14 protein-coding genes are annotated in these 20,967 nt (G+C 40.7%); 5 read left to right on the top strand and 9 right to left on the bottom strand.

The genetic code is table 11. From position 1 onward, the window contains the following. Positions 1 to 9: 9 nt before the first annotated feature. From hisIE to JGE69_RS12610, 7 genes are all read right to left on the bottom strand, one after another. On the bottom strand, positions 10 to 783 hold the full coding sequence (hisIE, locus tag JGE69_RS12580; RefSeq protein ID WP_017385377.1) for a bifunctional phosphoribosyl-AMP cyclohydrolase/phosphoribosyl-ATP diphosphatase HisIE: 774 nt from the start codon (positions 781 to 783) through the stop codon (positions 10 to 12). 161 nt (positions 784 to 944) lie between these two features. Continuing rightward, a complete protein-coding gene (locus tag JGE69_RS12585; protein WP_199113758.1) occupies positions 945 to 1,343 on the bottom strand; it encodes a VOC family protein in 399 nt (132 codons plus the stop codon). A gap of 26 nt (positions 1,344 to 1,369) precedes the next feature. Then, positions 1,370 to 2,683, bottom strand: coding sequence for an FAD-dependent oxidoreductase (locus JGE69_RS12590; protein ID WP_199113756.1), 1,314 nt, complete (start codon positions 2,681 to 2,683; stop codon positions 1,370 to 1,372). A 124-nt stretch (positions 2,684 to 2,807) separates the two neighbouring features. After that, positions 2,808 to 4,427 (bottom strand): ABC1 kinase family protein, encoded by a 1,620-nt coding sequence (locus JGE69_RS12595; RefSeq protein WP_199113755.1) that lies wholly within the window; start codon positions 4,425 to 4,427, stop codon positions 2,808 to 2,810. A 12-nt stretch (positions 4,428 to 4,439) separates the two neighbouring features. Next, complete coding sequence (locus tag JGE69_RS12600) at positions 4,440 to 5,108, bottom strand: SCP2 domain-containing protein (RefSeq protein WP_199113754.1); 669 nt, start codon at positions 5,106 to 5,108, stop codon at positions 4,440 to 4,442. An 11-nt stretch (positions 5,109 to 5,119) separates the two neighbouring features. Continuing rightward, entirely contained in the window at positions 5,120 to 6,067 is a 948-nt protein-coding gene (gene ubiE / locus JGE69_RS12605; protein WP_069036494.1) for a bifunctional demethylmenaquinone methyltransferase/2-methoxy-6-polyprenyl-1,4-benzoquinol methylase UbiE, read from the bottom strand. A gap of 147 nt (positions 6,068 to 6,214) precedes the next feature. After that, complete coding sequence (locus JGE69_RS12610) at positions 6,215 to 6,922, bottom strand: FFLEELY motif protein (RefSeq protein ID WP_199113753.1); 708 nt, start codon at positions 6,920 to 6,922, stop codon at positions 6,215 to 6,217. A 209-nt stretch (positions 6,923 to 7,131) separates the two neighbouring features. On the opposite strand from JGE69_RS12610, the gene JGE69_RS12615 reads away from it, so the two are divergent. Continuing rightward, positions 7,132 to 8,550 carry a phosphate--AMP phosphotransferase gene (locus JGE69_RS12615; RefSeq protein WP_199113752.1) on the top strand — a complete coding sequence of 473 codons (1,419 nt, stop codon included), beginning with the start codon at positions 7,132 to 7,134 and terminating at the stop codon, positions 8,548 to 8,550. 22 nt (positions 8,551 to 8,572) lie between these two features. On the opposite strand, the gene JGE69_RS12620 is transcribed toward JGE69_RS12615, so the two are convergent. Continuing rightward, on the bottom strand, positions 8,573 to 9,079 hold the full coding sequence (locus JGE69_RS12620) for a hypothetical protein (RefSeq protein ID WP_199113751.1): 507 nt from the start codon (positions 9,077 to 9,079) through the stop codon (positions 8,573 to 8,575). A gap of 168 nt (positions 9,080 to 9,247) precedes the next feature. Here JGE69_RS12620 and JGE69_RS12625 point away from each other — a divergent pair, with 168 nt between their 5' ends. The 3 genes from JGE69_RS12625 to recD all read left to right on the top strand — a co-directional run bounded on the left by JGE69_RS12625 (position 9,248) and on the right by recD (position 18,445). Beyond that, entirely contained in the window at positions 9,248 to 12,883 is a 3,636-nt protein-coding gene (locus tag JGE69_RS12625; protein ID WP_199113750.1) for an exodeoxyribonuclease V subunit gamma, read from the top strand. Positions 12,884 to 12,886: 3 nt separating this feature from the next. Then, complete coding sequence (locus JGE69_RS12630) at positions 12,887 to 16,585, top strand: UvrD-helicase domain-containing protein (protein WP_199113748.1); 3,699 nt, start codon at positions 12,887 to 12,889, stop codon at positions 16,583 to 16,585. A gap of 108 nt (positions 16,586 to 16,693) precedes the next feature. Continuing rightward, positions 16,694 to 18,445: an exodeoxyribonuclease V subunit alpha gene (recD, locus tag JGE69_RS12635; protein ID WP_199113746.1), complete on the top strand. Its 1,752-nt coding sequence runs from the start codon at positions 16,694 to 16,696 to the stop codon at positions 18,443 to 18,445. 699 nt (positions 18,446 to 19,144) lie between these two features. On the opposite strand, the gene JGE69_RS12640 is transcribed toward recD, so the two are convergent. After that, positions 19,145 to 20,443: a serine hydrolase domain-containing protein gene (locus JGE69_RS12640; RefSeq protein WP_199113744.1), complete on the bottom strand. Its 1,299-nt coding sequence runs from the start codon at positions 20,441 to 20,443 to the stop codon at positions 19,145 to 19,147. Positions 20,444 to 20,653: 210 nt separating this feature from the next. Here JGE69_RS12640 and rpsO point away from each other — a divergent pair, with 210 nt between their 5' ends. Next, a complete protein-coding gene (gene rpsO / locus JGE69_RS12645) occupies positions 20,654 to 20,923 on the top strand; it encodes a 30S ribosomal protein S15 (protein WP_002114951.1) in 270 nt (89 codons plus the stop codon). The last annotated feature ends 44 nt before the right edge of the window (positions 20,924 to 20,967 follow it).

A 20,967-nucleotide genomic window follows, 5' to 3' on the forward strand; every position in this document is an offset into this window, starting at 1 on the left:
TGAGTGATTTTAAACCTTATTGCGGTTAGCTTTTTCAACTAAACCAGATAAACCCTGACGACGAGCTAATTCGTCAATAATAAGTTGTGGATTAAGATCGAAATAACCCAACATAACAATGCTATGGAACCACAAATCGGCAGTTTCATAAATCAAGTCATTTAAATTACTTTCTGTATTTTGAGCAGCGTAGTCTTTAGCAGCAATAATAGTTTCTACGCTTTCTTCACCGACTTTTTCCAAGATTTTATTGATGCCCTTTTTGTAGAGGCTTGCAACATATGACGTATCCGCTTCTGCTTGTTTACGCTCTTGCATTAATTGCCCTAAGTGAGCAAGTACATCCACTTGTTCTTTCGTGTGAGCATGATCGTGGCTTTCAGTTTTGGCTTTATCGCCATAAATTGCAGTAGGGTCTTTTAATTGTGCATCGACAATTTCCCAGCCCTGTGGGGTAAGTTTACGGTAGAAACAAGACTCACGACCTGTATGGCATGCAATACCGCCGTGTTGCTCAACTTGTAATATAATTACATCACCGTCGCAGTCTAAACGAATTTCATAAACCGTTTGGAAATGACCTGATTCTTCACCCTTGTGCCAAAGTTTTTGGCGAGAGCGAGAGAAATACACCGCCTGATTTTTTTCTGCTGTGAGCGCAAGTGATTCACGGTTCATCCACGCCACCATCAAAATACGTCCGGTTTGATGATGTTGAGCAATGGCAGGGATAAGACCTTGTTCGTTAAATTTTACTTCATCGAGCCATTGCGTGTTATTCATGAGGAATCACCAAAGAAATATGAACTATAAATTGATTTCAATTAGATGCTAAAAATAGCTTGTATAGTGTACGGCATCAACGTCGCTTTGCGGAAAAATTCTTTGTCCTTTTTGTCTTTGTCAGCGTAATGAGTAGCTTGTACTTTTTACTCATGAGTGCCCTATTCAGATGGCTGAGTCATTAGAATATTTGAAATCTCAATCAAATTTTGATCTGGATCACGAATATAAACTGAAAGAATAGGATGCATTGCACCAGTACGTTCAATCGGACCTTCTTCAATTTGAATATTTAATTGATTAAGGTGTGCAACCACTTCTGAAATGGGAGTGTCTGAAATAAAACACAAGTCGGCAGATCCGGGAGTCGGCTGTAATGCCTTGGGTTCAAACTCACTGCCTTGCTGGTGTAAATTTATTTTTTGATTTCCAAACTGTAGAGCCTTCCTATCACCTTTAAACGTGATAACTTCAAACCCCAACACGGTTTGATAGAAATGACAGGTGGTTTCAATATTTGAGACGGTTAAAACAAGATGATCAAGATGGCTAATTTTCATGTGTTACTCACTATTATTTGGTTGGGTTAATAGTCAGACAGAGATTCGCTTTCTAAATGAAATACACTGTTTTCTTTAGGTAATTGAGCAACCTGATCATAGTCCAGTTGTTGGAATGGCCCTGTTTTTAAGCCTGAAATTGTAATTGCCATCTCTTTTCGAAAATAAGGGATTTGATACATCCACGGAAAAACTAAATCTCTTAAACCTCCAGCCCACCAATGATCAGATTGATAAAGGGGTGTTAATAAGCGACTAAGAAATTGATAAAACTGGGTGGATGAACGGCGAAGCTGGTGGTAGTTCTGCCAGAGCAGGGACCAATCAATATTCTGGTTCTTTTGAGCATGTTGCAATGATTGAGAGAAAGCCCAAGCATCCAATAATGCCATATTTGCACCTTGACCTAACTGTGGACTCATCGCATGAGCTGCATCTCCAATTACTCCAACTCGACCCTGACCAAATTGAGTCAGGACGACATCGCGGTAGTTTGCAGATAACCATTTAGGCTGAGTTTGACTGTTATACAGAATTTCTTTTAGCCATTCTGCAACTTTGGGCCAACGTTCTGAGACTTGCTTTAACCAAGCTTGTTTAGCCTGCTCATCTTGTAAAAAGCTTTGTAGTTGTGGTGTAGGTAAACTCCAAAAAACACTTGAAAGGCGCTGTTGAGATTCAGTTGGAATCGCTCCTGTAGGAAGAATTCCCATCATAATTTTCGAGCGATCATAAAATTGATGCAGAATTTCAGAATCGAGAACTTGGCACTCAGGTACGATACTCCATGCCGCACCCCAAGGATAAGCTTTGTCAACCTTTACCCATGCTTTAGGACGTAACTGGCTACGTGCACCGTTGGCAATGAGTAGGCTATCAAAGCAAGCATCAAACTTTTGGTTTTGATGACTGCCGAATATCCGAACTTCATCATTATGTTCTTCAAAACTTTCAACAGAATGGTTCATATGCCAAGTGATCTGGCTTGAATACTCGCTAAGCTTTTGAGTGAGTACATGACACAAAGTGGCTCGGTGTATACCTAGACCATAGAGGTTTGCTGAAGCTTCGTGATAATGACTATTAACTAAAAGGCGCTTGTCCGGAAGTTGTCCTTCTAGGCCTGTTACTCTTGCGCCTAATGTTAAGGCTTTTTCGAGCACACCTAAGTGTTCAAATACAGCTAAGCCCGCAGGTTGTAGTAATAAACCGGCACCTACCGGAGATAACTCATCAACTTGTTCAAAAATAGTAACGTTATTGCCTTGGCGGGCAAGCAAAATAGCAGTGGCTAAACCTGCTGTACCTGCACCGATAATGGCAAAATGAGGTGTTTTCATTGTTTGTTCTTTTGAAGCATTTATAGCTTCAATTTAGCAATGAACGAATAGCTGATCTATAAATTTTTTGAAAATTAAATTTTTTCCATAAAAAAATCCCTTGCATTGGCAAGGGATTTTGAACTTATTTCAATATACGCCAAAGCGCTAATAAGCTACTCAGCACAATTAGAATAATCGAAACAAACCAAGGGCTAATAATTGCAATAGTCAGCAAAATCAGCATAGTACTGCCGAACATCCAACTACGGCGTTGCTGATGTTCCATTTGCAAACGAAGTTGCTGAATTTCGCGTAACTGGCGGTCTTGCCAAGCTGACTGATTTTTTAAACCATTTAAGCTATCAATAATTAAGCTTGGGAAATCTTGAGCGCCTAAAAGCAGGTCAGGTAATTGCTGGCCGAGTTCTTTTACATTTTTGACTGGGTTCATGTTGGATTTGACCCATTCCGTCAAAATTGGTTTTGCCAATTTCCAGATGTCGAGCTGTGGGTAAAGGTCAGTCCCTAGGCCTTCTACATGCACTAAAGTTTTGAGTAGCAGCATGAGCTGTGGCGGAATCTCAAGATGGAAGCGACGAGCAATGTCCATCACTTGAATTAAGATACCCGCAAAATCAAGCTGGTCCATTGGTTTAGATACCATTGGCCCAACAGTGCGGCGCATTTCACGTGCTAACGCGTCTTGATCTGTACCCGGTGGAATCCAGCCAGCTTGGTGCACAATTTGAATGAGCTGCATAAAGTTGCTGTTCATGACAGCAAGTAACATGCGGGCAACCGTCATCTGGTCGTGTTTAGATAGCTCTCCCATAATCGCACAGTCCAGTGCAATAAAGCGTGGATTGCTTGGATTAATGGTTTCTACAAAGACATTACCGGGATGCATGTCGGCATGGAAAAAGTTATCGCGGAATACTTGCGTAAAGAAAATAGTTAACCCTTTTTCTGCAAGTTGTGCGCGATCCATGCCTAAACGGTCAAAGGTTGCTGTATCTGAAATAGGCACACCTGTAATGCGCTCAGCCACCATGACATCTTTGGTGTCCATGTAGACTTCTGGTACATACATCATGGTTGAGCCAGTAAAGTAATGGTGCATACGGCGGGTGTTATCAGCCTCAATACTCAAGTCCAGTTCATTTAAAATGATCTGGCGGTAGTCTTGAATAATTTCGGTGAGATGCAACGCACGGGCAGCTTCAAGGCGGCTTTCTAGTGTGTTGCCTAGCCATGCCAGAATTTCAAAGTCTTGCAAAATTTGATTGCGAATGTCAGGGCGAGTCACTTTAACAACGACTTCGCGACCATCATGCAAAGCAGCAGTATGTACTTGGGCAATTGATGCAGCAGCTAATGGCTGGTCATCAAAGCGAGCAAACAATGTATTAACGTCAGCTTTTAACGAATCTTGAATACGTTGTTTGGCAACATCTCCATCAAAAGGTTTAACCTGATCTTGGAGTAAAACCAGTTGAGCGAGCACCTCAGGTGGAATCAGGTCACGGCGAGTAGAGAGTAATTGACCAAGCTTGATTGCAAGTGGTCCCATATCTTCTAAAGCTTCTTTGAGCTTTAAAGGATTTTTACGTTCACGACTCGACCATGCAGCAGGGTGCATTTTAATAATATTTAATGCATGCTGAGCTTTAACTGGTAATTCATCCGCAGGGAACAACGTATCGAGTCTATAGTGCGCTGCAATACGCCAAAGTTCGAGTAAACGTGAAACATGCGGAATCATATACAGTCTTACCTAGTCTTGAGAGGGTTGTAGTTGTGCATTGAGTTGCTGCAATCTTGCTTCTAGACGGTCAATGTCTTGATTAAGCATGCGAGTTGCTTGAGTTAAGTCGTCCATTTCCCAGCGAGGGGCAAATAGGCCGCTATCTTCTTTTAAGGCATCTTCAGCAAAAAACAGATGGCTTTGCACGGAGCGTTTTAAATGTTTTGGTGCGAGTTGAATCTTGCCAATTTCATGAGCGAGTTGAGGACCCACCCATCTTGATAAATGCGCAGCTAAATCAGGTTCAGCTTGCTGCATAATCTTTTGAATATCCTGTAATAGGTGATAATCACCTTGGAGCGGGATATTCCCAATCTGATCTGGATCGCTGACCAATAATTTAATCAGTTCAATGACATCTTTAACATGCAAAGTTGCAGTTGCTTCAGAAATTTTGAATTGGGCATCAAAAGGACGCTGTTCAAAAATAGAAGGCTTTTCACTATGACCTGTTACGGTAGGTTCAAGACGTACTTTTTCTTGGTCAAAGAACACATCGACAGAAAGCTGCGGGCTATCAATCACAACACGCAACATTTTGCCCTGTAACTGATTAAGCTGAATGCGTGTAACCGCATCCAGATCGATCAGATGATGAATGATACGTTCGACTGCACCGAGTGCCAGAATCGACCACATATCGTTATCCCTTACAGTTTGAAGCCACGGTGAACGGCAACGATACCAGCAGTAAGGTTGTGATAGTCACAGTTCTGGAAGCCAGCATTTTCCATCATACCTTTTAAAGTACGTTGGTCTGGGTGCATACGGATTGATTCAGCCAAATATTTATAGCTTTCTGAGTCATTCGCAACCAATTTACCCATAATCGGTAAAGCAGTGAATGAATAGAGGTCATAAAGTTTTGAGAATGGCTCAAATACAGGTTTAGAAAATTCAAGAATCAGTAAACGGCCACCTGGTTTCAATACACGGAACATAGAAGCAAGTGCTGCGTCTTTATCTGTCACGTTACGTAAACCAAAGCTAATGGTTACAAGGTCAAAGCTGTTGTCTGCAAAAGGCTCTAATGTTTCTGCATTGGCAAGAACGAAGTCAACATTGGTACAGCCTGCATCAATTAGACGGTCACGGCCAACATTAAGCATAGATTCGTTAATGTCTGAAAGTACAACATGACCTTGTGGACCAACTTCACGGCTAAATACTTTTGCTAAGTCGCCTGTACCACCCGCAATATCCAACACGTGTTGACCACGGCGGACACCAGACATATTAATTGCAAAACGTTTCCACAAACGGTGAATACCAAATGACATCAAGTCATTCATCAAGTCATATTTGCTTGCAACTGAATGGAAAACTTCTGCAACTTTTTGTGCTTTATCTTCAGTTCTAACTGTTGAGTAACCAAAATGTGTGGTTTCACCAACGTTGCCAGTATTACCAGCACCACGAGGTAAATTGTATTTAGGTACAGAACCATTCACAGGTGTGTCTGTTAAGGTTTGCTGTAAAGATTGTTGTTGCCCTTGAGGTGTACCTTGAGGTAAAGGTGAGCTTAGGAATGGGCTAACTTTGTCTGAACTTTGTGCCTGCTCAGTTGGAGATGTTGGCTTTTGGTTTTCGTTAGACATATTGTCTCTCCTAGACTCAAACTCAAGTGAAACGGAATAAGTTCTGCATGATGACAGATTTTGTCTATTTTTACAGGCATCATCACGCAAATATAATGAATAAAATCTCAACTTCGCGAGGTTGAGTTTTTCTATGTGCCGACCTTATCACACTCTAAACGGATTCGGATGCCCTGAATGTACATTTTCAATAATCCGGCGTTCTTTTTCAGTAAAAGTCTTGATAAAGGTTTCGGCTGATTTTAACGGTTTCATCGCACTAAAACCATCTTGAATGAAATCATACATCAATTCGAAGTGATATTTTTGGGCAATACCTTTACACATTTTAAAAGCAGTAAACATCATAAATGAACGCATGTATTTATCGAGCGCTGCTCCTAAATCGTCAAGCAGAGCAAGCTGCTGGTAACGAGCTTCTGCTTGATCGAGCTTAATTAAGGTTAAACGCATAATCTCATCAGTGAGTACTGTATCTGCCGGATAGTCCTCAAGAAGTTGCATTGCTACTTGCTCATCAAGTTGAGTTGCAAGTACAGCCAAACTTACCGATTTAGTACCCGTTTTAATTGCATTTTCAGGTAAGACTTTTTCGGCTTTATGCGCATATTTCAATAGGCGTTCAATTTGAGCTGCAAGAGCATCAAACTCTGGGCCACCATATAAACGATTTAAAAAGTACTCTGACATGAGCTTGTGTGTTGGCAGATTAAAAAAGTCATGATGCGTATCTTTCATCCGCTCTTTTAGCCATGTTTGTACATCTTGCAAACGCTGGGCAAGCACTGGATTATCGTGATAATTAAACGTTTTATATTGTTGTAAAAGATCATCAAAAGCAGCGAGTTTAGACATTTAAGGCTCTAATATTGGGCTATTTGCAAAAAATCATAAAAGGCATTGTAACCTTGTACTATGGCGAGTAGATGTAAAAAAAATGATTCATGCGTCAATTTTTAAACAGAATTTTGTCGCAATGACATAATTTGTATAGCAATTCATCATTTAACCGCATAAGTTAAAGATCATCGAAATTAAACAATAAAAGATTAGAGCCGTGGACTATGAGTGAACAACAACCAAAATTTGAGATTCGTGATGAAGAACAGCTTTCAGTTGATTTGATTGAAGCACAATATGCGTTAAAAGAAAGTCGGGGAAAACCTAACGCTAAAAGCACACTCATTTTAATGAGTGGTATTGAACTGGCTGGAAAAGGCGAGGCTGTTAAGCAACTTCGTGAGTGGTTAGACCCTAGATATTTACGAGTCAAAGCAGACGCGCCACGTGTGCTGACAGACACAGAAGCATTTTGGCAATCTTACTCGGAGTTTATTCCGACTGAAGGACAAATTGTGGTGATGTTCGGCAACTGGTATAGCGATTTGCTCGTCACCGCAACGCATGTTTCCGAGCCTTTAGATGATTCGCGTTTTGATGAATACGTTGAAAATATGCGGGCATTTGAGCAAGATTTAAAAAATAACTATGTCGATGTAGTTAAAGTCTGGTTCGATCTATCATGGAAATCGCTGCAAAAACGTTTAGATAAAATAGATCCGTCAGAGCAACACTGGCATAAGCTGCATGGTCTAGACTGGCGTAACAAAAAACAATATGACACTTTGCAAAAGTTACGCCGTCGTTTTACCGATGATTGGTACATTATTGATGGCGAAGATGAAAAGCAGCGTGATCAATTTTTTGCTCAATACCTTTTACAACACATGCGTCAACTTCCAGAGCATGAAACTGAAGTTAAAGGAAAATGGCAGCAAGCTAAAATTCCAGAGAGTTTATTAAAACCTTCTAATGAACCACTTGAAAAAGCTGAATATAAAAAAGAGCTCGATAAATTAAGCAAAAAAATTGCCGATGCCATGCGTTTTGATAAACGTAATGTCGTGATTGCTTTTGAAGGCATGGATGCTGCTGGTAAAGGTGGGGCCATTAAGCGTATCGTTAAAAACCTAGACCCGCGTGAATATGATATTCATTGTATTGGTGCACCTGAACGCTTTGAAGCTCGACATCCTTACTTATGGCGCTTTTGGAACCGCATTAATGAAGCTGAAAAAATCACGATTTTTGATCGGACATGGTATGGACGTGTACTCGTTGAACGTGTCGAAGGTTTTGCTTCACCTTTAGAATGGCAGCGTGCCTATGATGAAATAAACCGCTTTGAAAAAGATTTATTTGATAGTCAAACGATTGTGGTAAAAATTTGGCTAGCGATTAGTAAAGATGAGCAAGAGCAGCGTTTTAAGGCCAGAGAACAAACACCCCATAAGCGTTTTAAAATTACCGCAGAAGATTGGCGTAATCGTGATAAGTGGGACGAGTATTTAAAAGCCGCTGCAGATATGTTTGAGCGAACCAGTACTGACTACGCACCTTGGTATATTGTCGCAACTGATGATAAATATACGGCACGTCTGGAAGTATTAAGAGCAGTTTTAAAACAGCTGAGAGCAGACTAAGCTCTCAGCTAAAATGCACATATTAATTTACAATTGTGCCACGGCTTTTTTGCTGAATACGTTTTGCAAGGTTATAACTGTCATTCAGATGAGTTTCTGCTATTTTTTTCATCATGAAATAACCTAAGCTTGCTGCTACAATTTGTCCGCCTAGCGGTATAAATTTAGTCACCTGTTTTGTTACGATTTTGCCCAAAAAGCCGTTAAATGTTTTTTTAACGGTAGTACGTGCGACTACAAAACCTGAAAATTCAAAACCGCGTTTACGTAACTCATCCCAATGAATAGTTTTAGTTTTTGGGTCGTAGACACTCACGTGTTCAGGTGCTAAACCAAAACGGGAATTGATATCTGGAATCAGGTGAGACAAAATCCCCAAATCTACTACCACGTCAAAGAAAGGAATCGGCACGATCGCCGCTCCAGCTGAGACGTAAGCTCTTTTTTTGATGAGATCATGGCACTCATCGCGAATTTGTTCCAGATTTAGGCTAGGATCAATATAGTCAGGAATCTTGTCAATTTTCATAATGTCTACCTGTATAAGTTCTTGATGGCGTCATTCAAACCAAGTGTAAGTGACACCTTAAGTTAAATTATGCTGTGTTTAAACCAACGTGACATAGTCAGATTCAGTTGTATAGTAATGAATGTTTATGATTTTGTGCATAAATTATGCAAGCAGGAAATGAAATAAATGGGGATCCATGTTATTCAAAGTCAACGTATTGATGTGTTGTTGCAAGGTGTATTGGCGTCTACATCTCAAGCTTCAACGCATCCATTACAGGTTTTGAAAACCCAACATTTTATTGTTCCAAGTCCTGCGGTCGAGCAGTGGTTGATACAAAAACTTGCAGAACAGCAAGGCATGAGTGCCAATTACCAGTTTCACCAACGGGTACGAGGTTTCCAATGGTTTGCCTATCAGCAAGTTTTAACTGCGCATAAAGAGCAGGTCCGTAAAGCCAACATCCCCCGTTTAATTTTTAAATGGCGGGTGCATCAGGCTTTACACGAATTTATCCAACCTGACACGATAAGTATAGATTCATCGCATCCCTTACATTCTATTGTTCAGCGTATTTATGACAGCGCAGATCGTCTCGAACAAGGCATAGATAAACAATTAAAAAAACAAAAAATGCTGTATTGGGTCGCTGAGCAGGTTGCCGATTTATTTAGCAACTATATGATTTATCGCGGACAGTGCCAGCGTGGGTGTGAAAATAGTTGTACCTGTCCGGAAAATTGGTTGTCTGCTTGGGGCCAGGGCCGATCATTAGATATTGAAAAATATATTGTACAAAAAGATGAAGAAGTGACTGCTTTTGCATTACATCAAACTGAGGAGCTAGAGCGTTGGCAGCGTTGGTTGTGGCAGCAACATTTTCATGATGATTTTGTGCAAATGCAGCAAATTGACGCGTTGTTTTGGCAAGAGTTAGATCATCCAGACCGTGGTAAGTGTGCTATTTCAAGATTACCTAATCAAGTAGTGATTTTTACGTTATTAGATTTGCCGCCAAGTCAGTTACAGTTCTTGCGCCGTTTAGGCCAATATATTGATGTCTTGATTTTGCACTATAACCCTTCACAAGAATATTGGGCCGATAGTGTCGATCCACTCTGGAAACAGCGTTATGACTTAGGGGTAAAAGAGCGTTTTATTGCGAAAAATCCAAAGGCTACTGATGCTGAAATTAGTGATTTCTTTAATAAATTCACACTCAATTTTAATGCTGAAGCGCGTGAGTCTAGACATCCGCTTTTAACCAGATTGGGTAAACAAGCCCGCGACCACTTTTCTTTATTATCGAATTTATCTACGGGTGAAGAAGGTAAGTGGGTTGATGCTTTTGTGGATGATTTTCCTGAAAGTTTACTCGGTAAAGTTCAGTCAGATATTTTGCATTTAGTTGAACCTCAAGCTAAGCAATATGAGCTTGCCCCAGACGATGACTCGATTCAGATTCATGTTTGTCATTCGACTTTACGTCAGCTTGAAGTTCTAAAAGAGCAATTAATCTGTTGGTTGGCTAAACCACATGAGCAGCCGCGCCGACCAAACGATATTTTAGTTTTAGTTCCTAATTTGGCCGACATAGAACCTTTAATTCGAAGTGTATTTCCCGCTACTGCCACTGAGCAAGGTGTACATTTGCCAGTGAAAATTGCAGGTGTTGCATCACTTGATGCACTTAATGCTTGGCGTGCCGTAATTGGGCGTATTCAACTGATGCAGGGCCGTTTTAGCTTTGATGATTTTGCTGATTGGTTAAGTTTGCATGCGACCCAGCAACGTTATGAACTTGAGTATGTTCAGGTTGAGCGAATTCTAAATTTACTTGCCGATGCCGGCTTTAAACGAGGACTTGATGCAGAGCATCTCAAGCGCAGTTTGTGTGACGGTGATGATGATTATCGATATAGTTTTAAATTTGCCTTAGAGCGATTGGCTCTTGGCATTGCTGTGCCTGTGCATGCGACATTTAATCAGGTGTTGAGTTATGCCAAAGTTCAACCGAGCGATTTCGAGTTGGTGGGTACACTCATTCAGATTTATCAGGATTTGAATGAGCGCCGTGATTGGCTTACTCTGCATGAGCAGGGGAAAGTCTATACCGTTGAATATTGGCTTCAGGTACTGGGCAAAGATATTGTTGAATTTGAGCAGGTTGGTGTTGCTGCCCTAAAAGCTGTGCGGGAAATTGTTAAAAAACAAGAGCGAATGTTGACCCTCGCAAGTTATTACGCCGAGACAGAAACAGGAACTTTGCGCAAAATCACCTTGCCACTACCTTATATTATTGAAGAAATTCAACGGACTTTAGAAAGTCAAAGTGCGCAAGCTGAGCCGACTGGGCAAATTACTTTTGCCCAAATTGGACACATTCGACCGTTACCTTATCGTTTAATGGTCCTGCTAAATCTGGATGCAGGGCAATTTCCAAACCGCGATACCCATGTTCCATTTGATTTAATGGATGCACTGCGTCAACAGTTAGGCGATCGCTCTCGACTTGAAGATGATCAAGGGGCGTTTTTAGATGCTTTATTATTAGCCCAAGAAAATTTATGGCTGTTTTATAACGGCTTTGATGTGAACGATGGAGAGGTGCGCGAACCTTCTAGTATTCTCCAAGAGTTCCGTGAACATCTTGCCTTGATTGTGAAAGCTGAAGACGGTGTACCTGAAAGTGTCGTTATTGAAGGGATTGAAATTCCATCACAATTAAAACAACTCTATCACTTACATAATTTACAGCCCTTCGACCCGAAAGGTTTCACTGTAGAAAAAAGTGTTATCCGTTACCAAGATCACTGGTTTAAGGTTGCTTCACAAATTCAGCAAATTTCAGGAAACCGTCAACCTTGGGCGAACACAGCCTATCCGCTACAAGCACCGGATATGTTGGTTTTAGAAAGTCAGCAGTGGATAAAGGATGTGACATTCCCTGCACGGTTATATTTGAAGACTTTAGGGGTAGAAAACTTAGGAAGTGTTGGAGTACTCGACCAAAATGAACCTTTGCTATTAGATGGTTTAGGGCGTTATGCGATTCGACATTTTTTACAACAATCTAAACAGCAAGCACAACCTGAAGTATTAATTGATCAGTTGCCTGTAGGTAAAGTCAAATATAGCGCATGGCAACAAGGTGTGTTCGAGCAAGAATGTTTGCTTGAACGCCTTCATCATTATGCACCTGCAGTGACACAAACAACTCAGCGTATTTGGCGAATTGCTAAACAGCTTCATATGAATATTACCGTTCCGAAGTCTGAAACTCGGGACTGGGTCAGCATGGAACCTTCAAGTGCTCGCGCAAAAAGACGTGCTAAAGTTTGGTTAGAATATCTGCTCTGGTTAGCTTATTTGAATGAGGGTAGTGCAGGAGCTGAAAAACGCCGTATTGTGGTTTTTAGCGATCAAACTGTGATTTGTAGTGGTGTAAGTTCTGAGCAAGCTCGGCAATATTTACAGCCATGGTTTAAAATCTGGCGTCATGCGCAGCAACAACCATTGGTTCTACCAGCAGCCTTATTATTAAAACCATTAGAAAAAGCCAAAGCATATCAGTGGGAAACAACAAATCAGGCAGAAAAAGCAAAACTGGATGAGAAGAGCTACACTGAGCTGTTAAAATACTGGAATGAAACAGGGTCATTTACCACAATGGATATGACTCAAAATGAAGCTTGCAAGTTGCATCGAGACTGGAGCTTTATTTTACAAGAACAAGATGCGCAAGCTTTGCTTCAACATGCTTGTGATGAGTTTGCGTATGATCTGTATCATCCAGTTTTTCAATTTCAACATTCGGAGTAAGACATGAACTCAAGAGTACAGGTGTCTTATCAACCTATTATTGATATTGAATTTAGTGGCTTACACTTAATTGAAGCTTCGGCAGGTACAGGAAAAACCTATACCTTATCAAGTTTGATGGTCCGTATCTTTCTTGAAAAATACTTGCCTAGACAAGTCATTGCGACCACGTTTACCCGTGCTGCTGCTGCTGAGTTAAAAAGCCGTATTCGTGCACGTTTGGTTGAAACGTACCGTTATTTAGATGCCAAGCGTAGTTTTACAGAACAAGAATTACTTACGCAGGCAGAGCAAGAACCTGACTTATTACTCCAGCATATTCTAAAGCATTTTGCGACGCGTATTGCCTATGCGTGTGAACGTTTAAAATTGGTTATAGATCAGTTAGACGAGTTATTTGTCGGAACACTCGATAGCTTTAGCCAAAAACTATTACGTGAGTTTGCTTTTGAGAGTGGCAAAATTGAACGCGCTCAAATCACCGATGATGCCAAAACTTATAGTCGTCAACTGATTCATGATGTACTGCGTGAATGGATACAGTCTCAACCTCAGACCGTGATTGATGCGTTGTATCTGGCGGGTGAATTAAAAAGTGTCGATAGTTTTGTCAAACTGGTCGAAGACTCACTGAATTTTAGTTCGGCTCACTTTAAACTCCCCGAAAAGCCTACCATTCAGTTTGAACAGCTTGCTCAGCTCAAAAAGCTGGCAGCAGAAATTGATATCAGTCTTCTAGAACCATATTACTCGCTTGATGGCGAGCACTATAAACATGTGAGCGGGACAGTATTTAGAAATGGGGCATTTAATAAACTATTTAGTGAATGTTTACCGCAGCTACTACAAGTTCTAAAGCAAAGCGACAGCATTTTGGTTTTTGATGGGTCATTAGCCGCACAACGAGAACTTGTTTTTAAGTTTTTAGGTCAACTTGCCGATCAGAAAGTTTTTAAGAAATGTCCTGCTGAAATTTCAGATGGTTTCTATCAGCATCCTTGTATTCAACAGATTCAACAGCTATTTGGCGTACTGAAAAACTACGCCGAGCAGTTCGACCAGCTTCATATTTTTTTAAAAGCCTATTTATGTGTAGAGGTGAAAAAACGTTTACCTCAGGTTTTGCAAAATAAAGGTGAAACTACTTTTTCTCAGCAAATTCGTACACTTTCTGAAGCTTTAAAAGGTGAGCAGGGGCAGCGTTTTGCTGTATTTGTTCAGGCACGTTATCCCTTAATTTTGGTTGATGAATTTCAGGACACTAACCAAGATCAAGACGACATGCTAGCGAGCATTTGGCGCCATCCAGAGCGCTACCAAAAAGGTTGTATGATTATGGTGGGTGACCGTAAACAGGCAATTTACGGTTTCCGTGGTGGGGATATGCTTACCTTTTTAAATGCCTATAAAGATATTCAAGCCAAACATGGCCGCGAATATAAGTTAATTCATAACCATCGTTCTGTTGCTGATCTGGTTGAAGTGGTCGACGCCTTATTTCAAAGGCAAATCGACTTTGGTGAAGAGGTTCAATATGACCCAATTCGAGCGGGTACTCGACCTCATCCTGTACTGATTGAGCAGAACAATCATAATCCTCACCCTTTGCGCTGGTTAATGCTCAAAGATAAAGAAACAGAGGCTCAGCAAGTTGCATGGAAGATTCGAGATCTACTTAACCAGTCACATGCTGGACAGCTATATTTTCAAAAAGATGCTCAGACTCAAGTCTTAAACGAAGATGATATTGCGGTATTGTCTCGTAATCATGATGGGTTGGATAAAGTTCAATTTGAGCTAGAGCGTTTAGGAATTCGGGTTAATAGGCCATCAAAACGAAGTGTTTTCGACTGCACGATTGCTCAAGATGTGGGTGCTTTGTTGACCGCCATACTTCATCCTTACGATGAGGCAAAAGTGAAGCGAGCTTTAATTAGCCGTCTATTTGCCATGGATTTAAAACAACTCTTGCAACTTGAGCAGACAGCCGAAGGGTTAAGCCAGTTTATGACTGGTTTTGACACGATTAGAGAGTTGTGGTCCGCTCAAGGCTTTTTAGTGGCATGGCAACAATGCCTCATCCAGTTTGATATATGGCAAAATTTGGTCGCTGCCCAAAGTAAAGATAATGAACGGGTTGTGGTGAACTTGCGTCATTTAACTGAAATTCTGAGTCAGCACAGTGAGAAATACTCAGGTGCTCAGAACCTTTATCACTGGTATCTCAAACAGTTGCGTTCTCCTCTTGACCGTGATTGGGAGTTAGAGCGTAAATTATCGAGCGAAGCTGGTGTTCAGCTCATGACAATTCACCAGTCAAAAGGGCTGGAATTTAAGATTGTATTTTTATTAGGTGCAGATAAGCCCTTTCGAGAAAATAATAAAACACTCAATTTTTCGACCCAAGATATTGTCAAACCGGACTCAAACCAGACTTTGACTCAACGTGTCGTTGCGATTGCTGACAAGACTTATTTGAATGAAATAGAACTTAAGCAGCACGAAGAACGAGCGCTCGCTGAACAGAATCGACTTTGGTATGTCGCTTTAACGCGAGCAAGCCACCGCGTCTATGCGCTTTTACAAGATGGGGATGGTAAATCAGTATCAGGCCTTGCGTTTTGGAAAAATAGGACTGAGCCTTTTCAACACCGTTGCTGTACGGATGAAATGGTTTTGGAGCAGATTCCACAGGCAATTCATTTAGCCAAACAAACAAGTATTATTGAAATACAAGCACAACGATTCCCTGAACAACGTTTTTATTCAAGAGGTAAAACCAGTTTCAGTTACTTGGCACAGCATTTAAAACATAAGGCTGGCACGGATTTATTGGCCAGCCAGAGCAATGATGCTGTATTAGCAGAAGATGAGTTAGACTTAATTAACACTGCTGAAGCAATCAGTGCTCAGCCGATTGACTGGATAAAGAATAACTTTCCTAGAGGAACGCTTGCCGGTAATTTCTTGCATGAAATATTTGAACATATTGATTTTCAATGTTCAGATGACTGGGTCATAGAAATACGTCGTCGTTTTAAAAATGACTATAGTAGTCTTTGGCAAGATTTACTTAATAAATATAACGAGAGTTTCCCAGAGCAAGAAGATACCGAAAATTTGCTTTACCAGTCAGTTGCAGAGTGGTTAAAAGATATTTTGCGAACACCGCTTTCTCAAGGCTTTCGACTAAACCAGCTCCAACAAGATCAGTATTTGTCAGAGTTTCCTTTTTATTTGGCACTGTCAGATCGGGTTCTAGCGATGACACGTATTCAGCAGCTCTTCGCTGAGTATGGATTGAATATGCCGGAGTTACTTGAGGCTCGTTCAGCGCGTTACCTTAATGGTTCTATCGATTTGGTTTATTTTGATGGGCAGCGTTACCACATTGCCGATTATAAAAGTAATTACTTAGGTGATGATCTTGCAGACTATCGTAGCGATAGCATTGCTCAAAGCATGTCTTTGGCAAGTTACTGGCTACAAGCAGGTTTATATCTCGTTGCGTTACATCGCTATTTGCAAGTCAAAATGCAGGATTACCAGATTGAGCAACACTTAGGTGGGGCAACTTATCTTTATTTACGTGGCATGAATGGTGAAGCAGAGCAGGGGTACTATTATTGGGAACCTAGCGTCGAGTTTATTCTGCGTCTTGATGCCATTTTAGGGTATTTTGCTGAGGATAAAATTGCATGAAAAATGCTGATAAATTATGTAATTTTAATATTAACAAATACTTGGTATGTGGATAAGCCTGTCTATAACCATGTGGACAAGCGTGTGGAAAACTAGGTGGATAAGTGTGTGGACAATCTAAATAGCTCTGAACAGGCCGATTTAAGCTGGTTAACAACGTGGAGTAACTTCTTAAATCAGGCTCCATTTACTGAGCAATCGCAAGTGTCAGAAGCCACTTCTTACTTGCAGCAGCTTATTGAAGCGAGCTTACAAGGCGATAGTTGTATTGATATCAGTTCAGAGCAAATTGCAGCACTTGGTCAGCTTGCTATATCTGCCGATCAAGCAACCTCAAAAGTTGCGCCGTGCGTCTACGATGAGCAGGGGTTGGCATTATACCGATATTGGCACCTAGAGCAACGACTTGCAGAACAAATTTGTCGATTAAAGCAACAATTAATTCAACCAGTCTCTTGTGGTGACTATTTAGACCTGCTTACCGATCCTCATCAACAGGCAGCTTTACAAATGGTTGCTCGGCAGAGTTTGAGTATTATTACCGGTGGGCCGGGTACAGGTAAGACTTATACGCTGGCACGTATTATTGCTGTGCTGAGTCAGGCAATTCCGCATATTCGTGTGGCGATGGCTGCTCCAACAGGTAAGGCAGCACAGCGAATGCAAGAGGCTTTACAGAACTCATTTAACGATCCTAAATTGCTTGAGTCCGGATTAGTGAGTGAGGAACTCAGAAATCAGGGAACACAAACGATTCACCGTTTGTTAGGGATGGGACATAGCCAAACACCACGGTTTAATCAAAAACAGCCTTTGCCTTATGACGTGATTGTCGTGGATGAGGCTTCTATGCTGGATTTAAATCTGGCTACTCTTTTATTTGAAGCTGTGCCAGAGTCTTGTCGAATTATTTTATTAGGAGATGCAAATCAGCTCGCTTCTGTCGATGTCGGGGCGGTTCTTGCAGATTTGCAGCAAATACAGGCGTTGGCTGATAACCGGGTACAATTACAAACCAGTCGTCGTTTTGCTGAAGGTGCGTTGATTGGACAAGTGGCCAAATTTATTCAGGCACAAAGCTATCAACAAGATCATGTAGAAGTTTTGCAGAGATTTGAAATTGATATTGTTCAGGTGTCAGAATTAAAGCCCATACTTTTACAAAGAGATATGCCTGATGTTGTTCAGCTTGAATATTTACCAGAAGCGAGTCTATTAGACCTAGATACCTATTACCAAAAGCTAATGCTCGGTTTCCAAGGGTATGTACAGAGTCTAAAAAATTATTTAAAAGAAGAGCGCTCGATTGAACAGGTCCAAAACGTAGTAAAAGCATTTGATGACTACCGGATTTTAACCGCGGTTCGTCATGGTCCGTTTGGATTGCAGCAGTTAAACCAATATGCGCAGCGTTGGTTGCAGCAGCAACTTTCAATAGTGACAGCAGGGGGATGGTATGTCGGTCGTCCTGTAATGATGACTTATAACGATTATCAGCTCGGTATTTCAAATGGCGATATTGGTTTGTGCTTTGAGCACAGAACTCAGCCACAACAGTTTGAAGTATATTTTCCAAGTTTGAATAAATGGGTTGCTGCAAATCGATTACCTAAAAATATTCAAAATGCGTTCGCTTTAACGATTCATAAATCGCAAGGGTCTGAATTTACACACACTGCTGTCGTTTTAGATCAGGCTGCCAAGAACTTATTAAGCCAAGAACTTATTTACACTGCGATTACACGAGCTAAGAAAGTAGTCAGTCTTTTAGTGCATCAAGAGGCTTTATTACAAGCATTTACAGTTCGTACTACACGAAAAAGCGGTTTAGTTCAAAAAGTTAATCGGTTAGTTCGTTAAGACAAACTTAATATTTTTACCCTTGTAAGAAAAAGCTTACATAGATTCGAGATATTTGCTGCTAGAGTACACCCCGTGTTTTTGAGATTATAAACGCACAACGAGCTTGGCACGGAATGTCGGGCAAAATCGCACAATAATAATAACTTAAGTCGAGAGACTGCGAACTTACAATGAAGTAGGTGTATAAAGAGGAAACTTACAGCCGCTAAGCCTTGTAGTTTTGGGAGAGACTACAGGGCTTTTTTATATTCTACTTTTCACCATGTTTCAAAAAGCATTCGCACATTTCGTTTTTAACACTATCTTCACTCTGTTTTTGTCTAAAGATTTAAATCAATAATATCAATATATTTATCTATAATATGATTTCAAAACAGGCATTTTTCCTGTGAATTGTTAAGTTATATGTTATACAGAACTGTACGTTAAAGGTAAAAATGGCTATTACCAAATATTATACAGACCTGTACGTTTTCACTTACATGATGATAAGAAAAATACTACTTTTCTTCATAATTGGATATGTCACAATACATCACATAAGGAAATAGAAACAAAAACATCGGAAGTGAGTTAAAACAACAAGAAGGATGTGACTAGCATCTCACCAACGACAATAAAAACAGCAATAACACGATAAACAAAAACTACAGCGCAAAAAACCCAAGCAGAAATGCTTGGGTTTTTTATTTGTTTCTACACTAAGTCAGTTTCATGAGAATCACTACCAAATAACGAACGGCGTTGATCTCTTGGTATACGTGGACATTGGGTTGAGATTTGATAAAGCACTTTAGCTAAAGCAGGCAGGTGAGTACCTACTACAGATTTACCAGTTGTTAATAGAGAAACACTGATATCTCTTTCAGGATCAGCCCAGCATAAAATGTTGGAGAACCCTAAATGACCAAATGCTTGTCCTGTCATTGGGCCAAAAAGACCTACAGGATTGCTACCTAACATTGGTCCTAAAGCATAGCGCATTGGAATTAGCAAAGTACGGTCAATGTTAACGCCTGTGGTTGGAAGAGTCGCTCTGAAAATAGTTTTTTCACTGAAGATTTGCTGACCGCCGTAGCTTCCGCCACTTAAAAGCATTTCAAAGAAACGTCCAGCTTGTTCTGCACTGGTATAGATGTTGCCGGCTGGGCAAATGGTATCCATAAAACGAGTATCGTTAGTTACATCAACTGCAAGTTGTAAACCGCCACCTAAAACATGATTCAGGTAGTGATCGGTCCCAAGGCGAGGGTGCAGACCTGTTGCACAGTTTAAGGCGACTTCTGAACGGTATTCTGGTTTTAAGCCATAATTGAAATAAGGCATCCCCATTGGTTTTTCGATAGTTTGATGTACAAATTCACGTAAATCCTGCCCAGTCACCCGTTCAATGACTTCTCCTAAAATATAACCTGCCGTAACAGCATGATAGGCAAGGTGATTTCCAGCAGGAGACACAGGTCGGGCAGCATATAAACGTTTTAAAATTTCGTCTTTATCAAATAACAATTCTGGTGTGACATCGCCATCAATATAGGGAATGCCGCCACGATGTGCTAATAAATGAAAGATCGTTGCACGGCGCTTACCATTGACCCCATATTCAGGAACATAGTAGCTCACGGGATCAAGTAAATTGATTTCACCCTTTTCATCTAATAGATGAATCAACATGGCTGTAATCATCTTTGATGCTGAAAATAGGCAAACAGGTGTATCTGGTGTTGCAATCAGAGCATTTTCTTGAAGTCCTGCCGGAGAGTTCCCTTGGGCATATCCAATACTTCTATTCAGCAAAATTTTACCTTGCCTACGTAAACAAAAGGTAATGAGTGGATAGTTTCCGGTTCTATACAGTGCTTCTATACTTTTCCAGATTTTTTGAATCTGGTGATCGCTCATTCCACCCTGTTCAGCAGCAACTTCATCTTTTTGTCGAATGACTTGCTCAATATTGTCCGGTACTGGACAGGTGTTAGTTGAAAAAATTTTCACACGTCCCTCGCGCTTCTTTCTTTTTATTCGAGGCTAGTGTGCAGGGTTAAGGTCTTGATGTCAGTGTCTAAAATGACAAGTTACTGAAAACTATTTTGCAATCCACCTATAGATACCTTAAAATAGGCGACTTGCTGTAGTGATGCACGGCAGTCAGTTGCCTCAACTGATTCATATCGTTTACTTTTTTAAGCATCTCGGAGAAATCGAATGGCTTTAACTAATGCAGACCGCGCAGAGATCATTGCTAAATTTGCTCGCGCTGAAAATGACACTGGTTCACCAGAAGTACAAGTAGCTTTATTGACTGCTCAAATCAATGATTTACAAGGTCACTTCAAAGCTCACAAACACGACCACCACAGCCGTCGTGGTTTGATCCGTATGGTTAACCAACGTCGTAAATTGCTCGACTACTTAAATGGTAAAGACCACGGTCGTTACACTGCTTTGATCGGTGCTTTAGGTTTACGTCGTTAATTCGATTTTCACTTTGTTTTCGCTATTTCGCATGTCGCAATGCT

Origin of the sequence: Acinetobacter sp. C13 (assembly GCF_016809775.1) — a bacterium.
Classification (GTDB): domain Bacteria; phylum Pseudomonadota; class Gammaproteobacteria; order Pseudomonadales; family Moraxellaceae; genus Acinetobacter; species Acinetobacter pittii.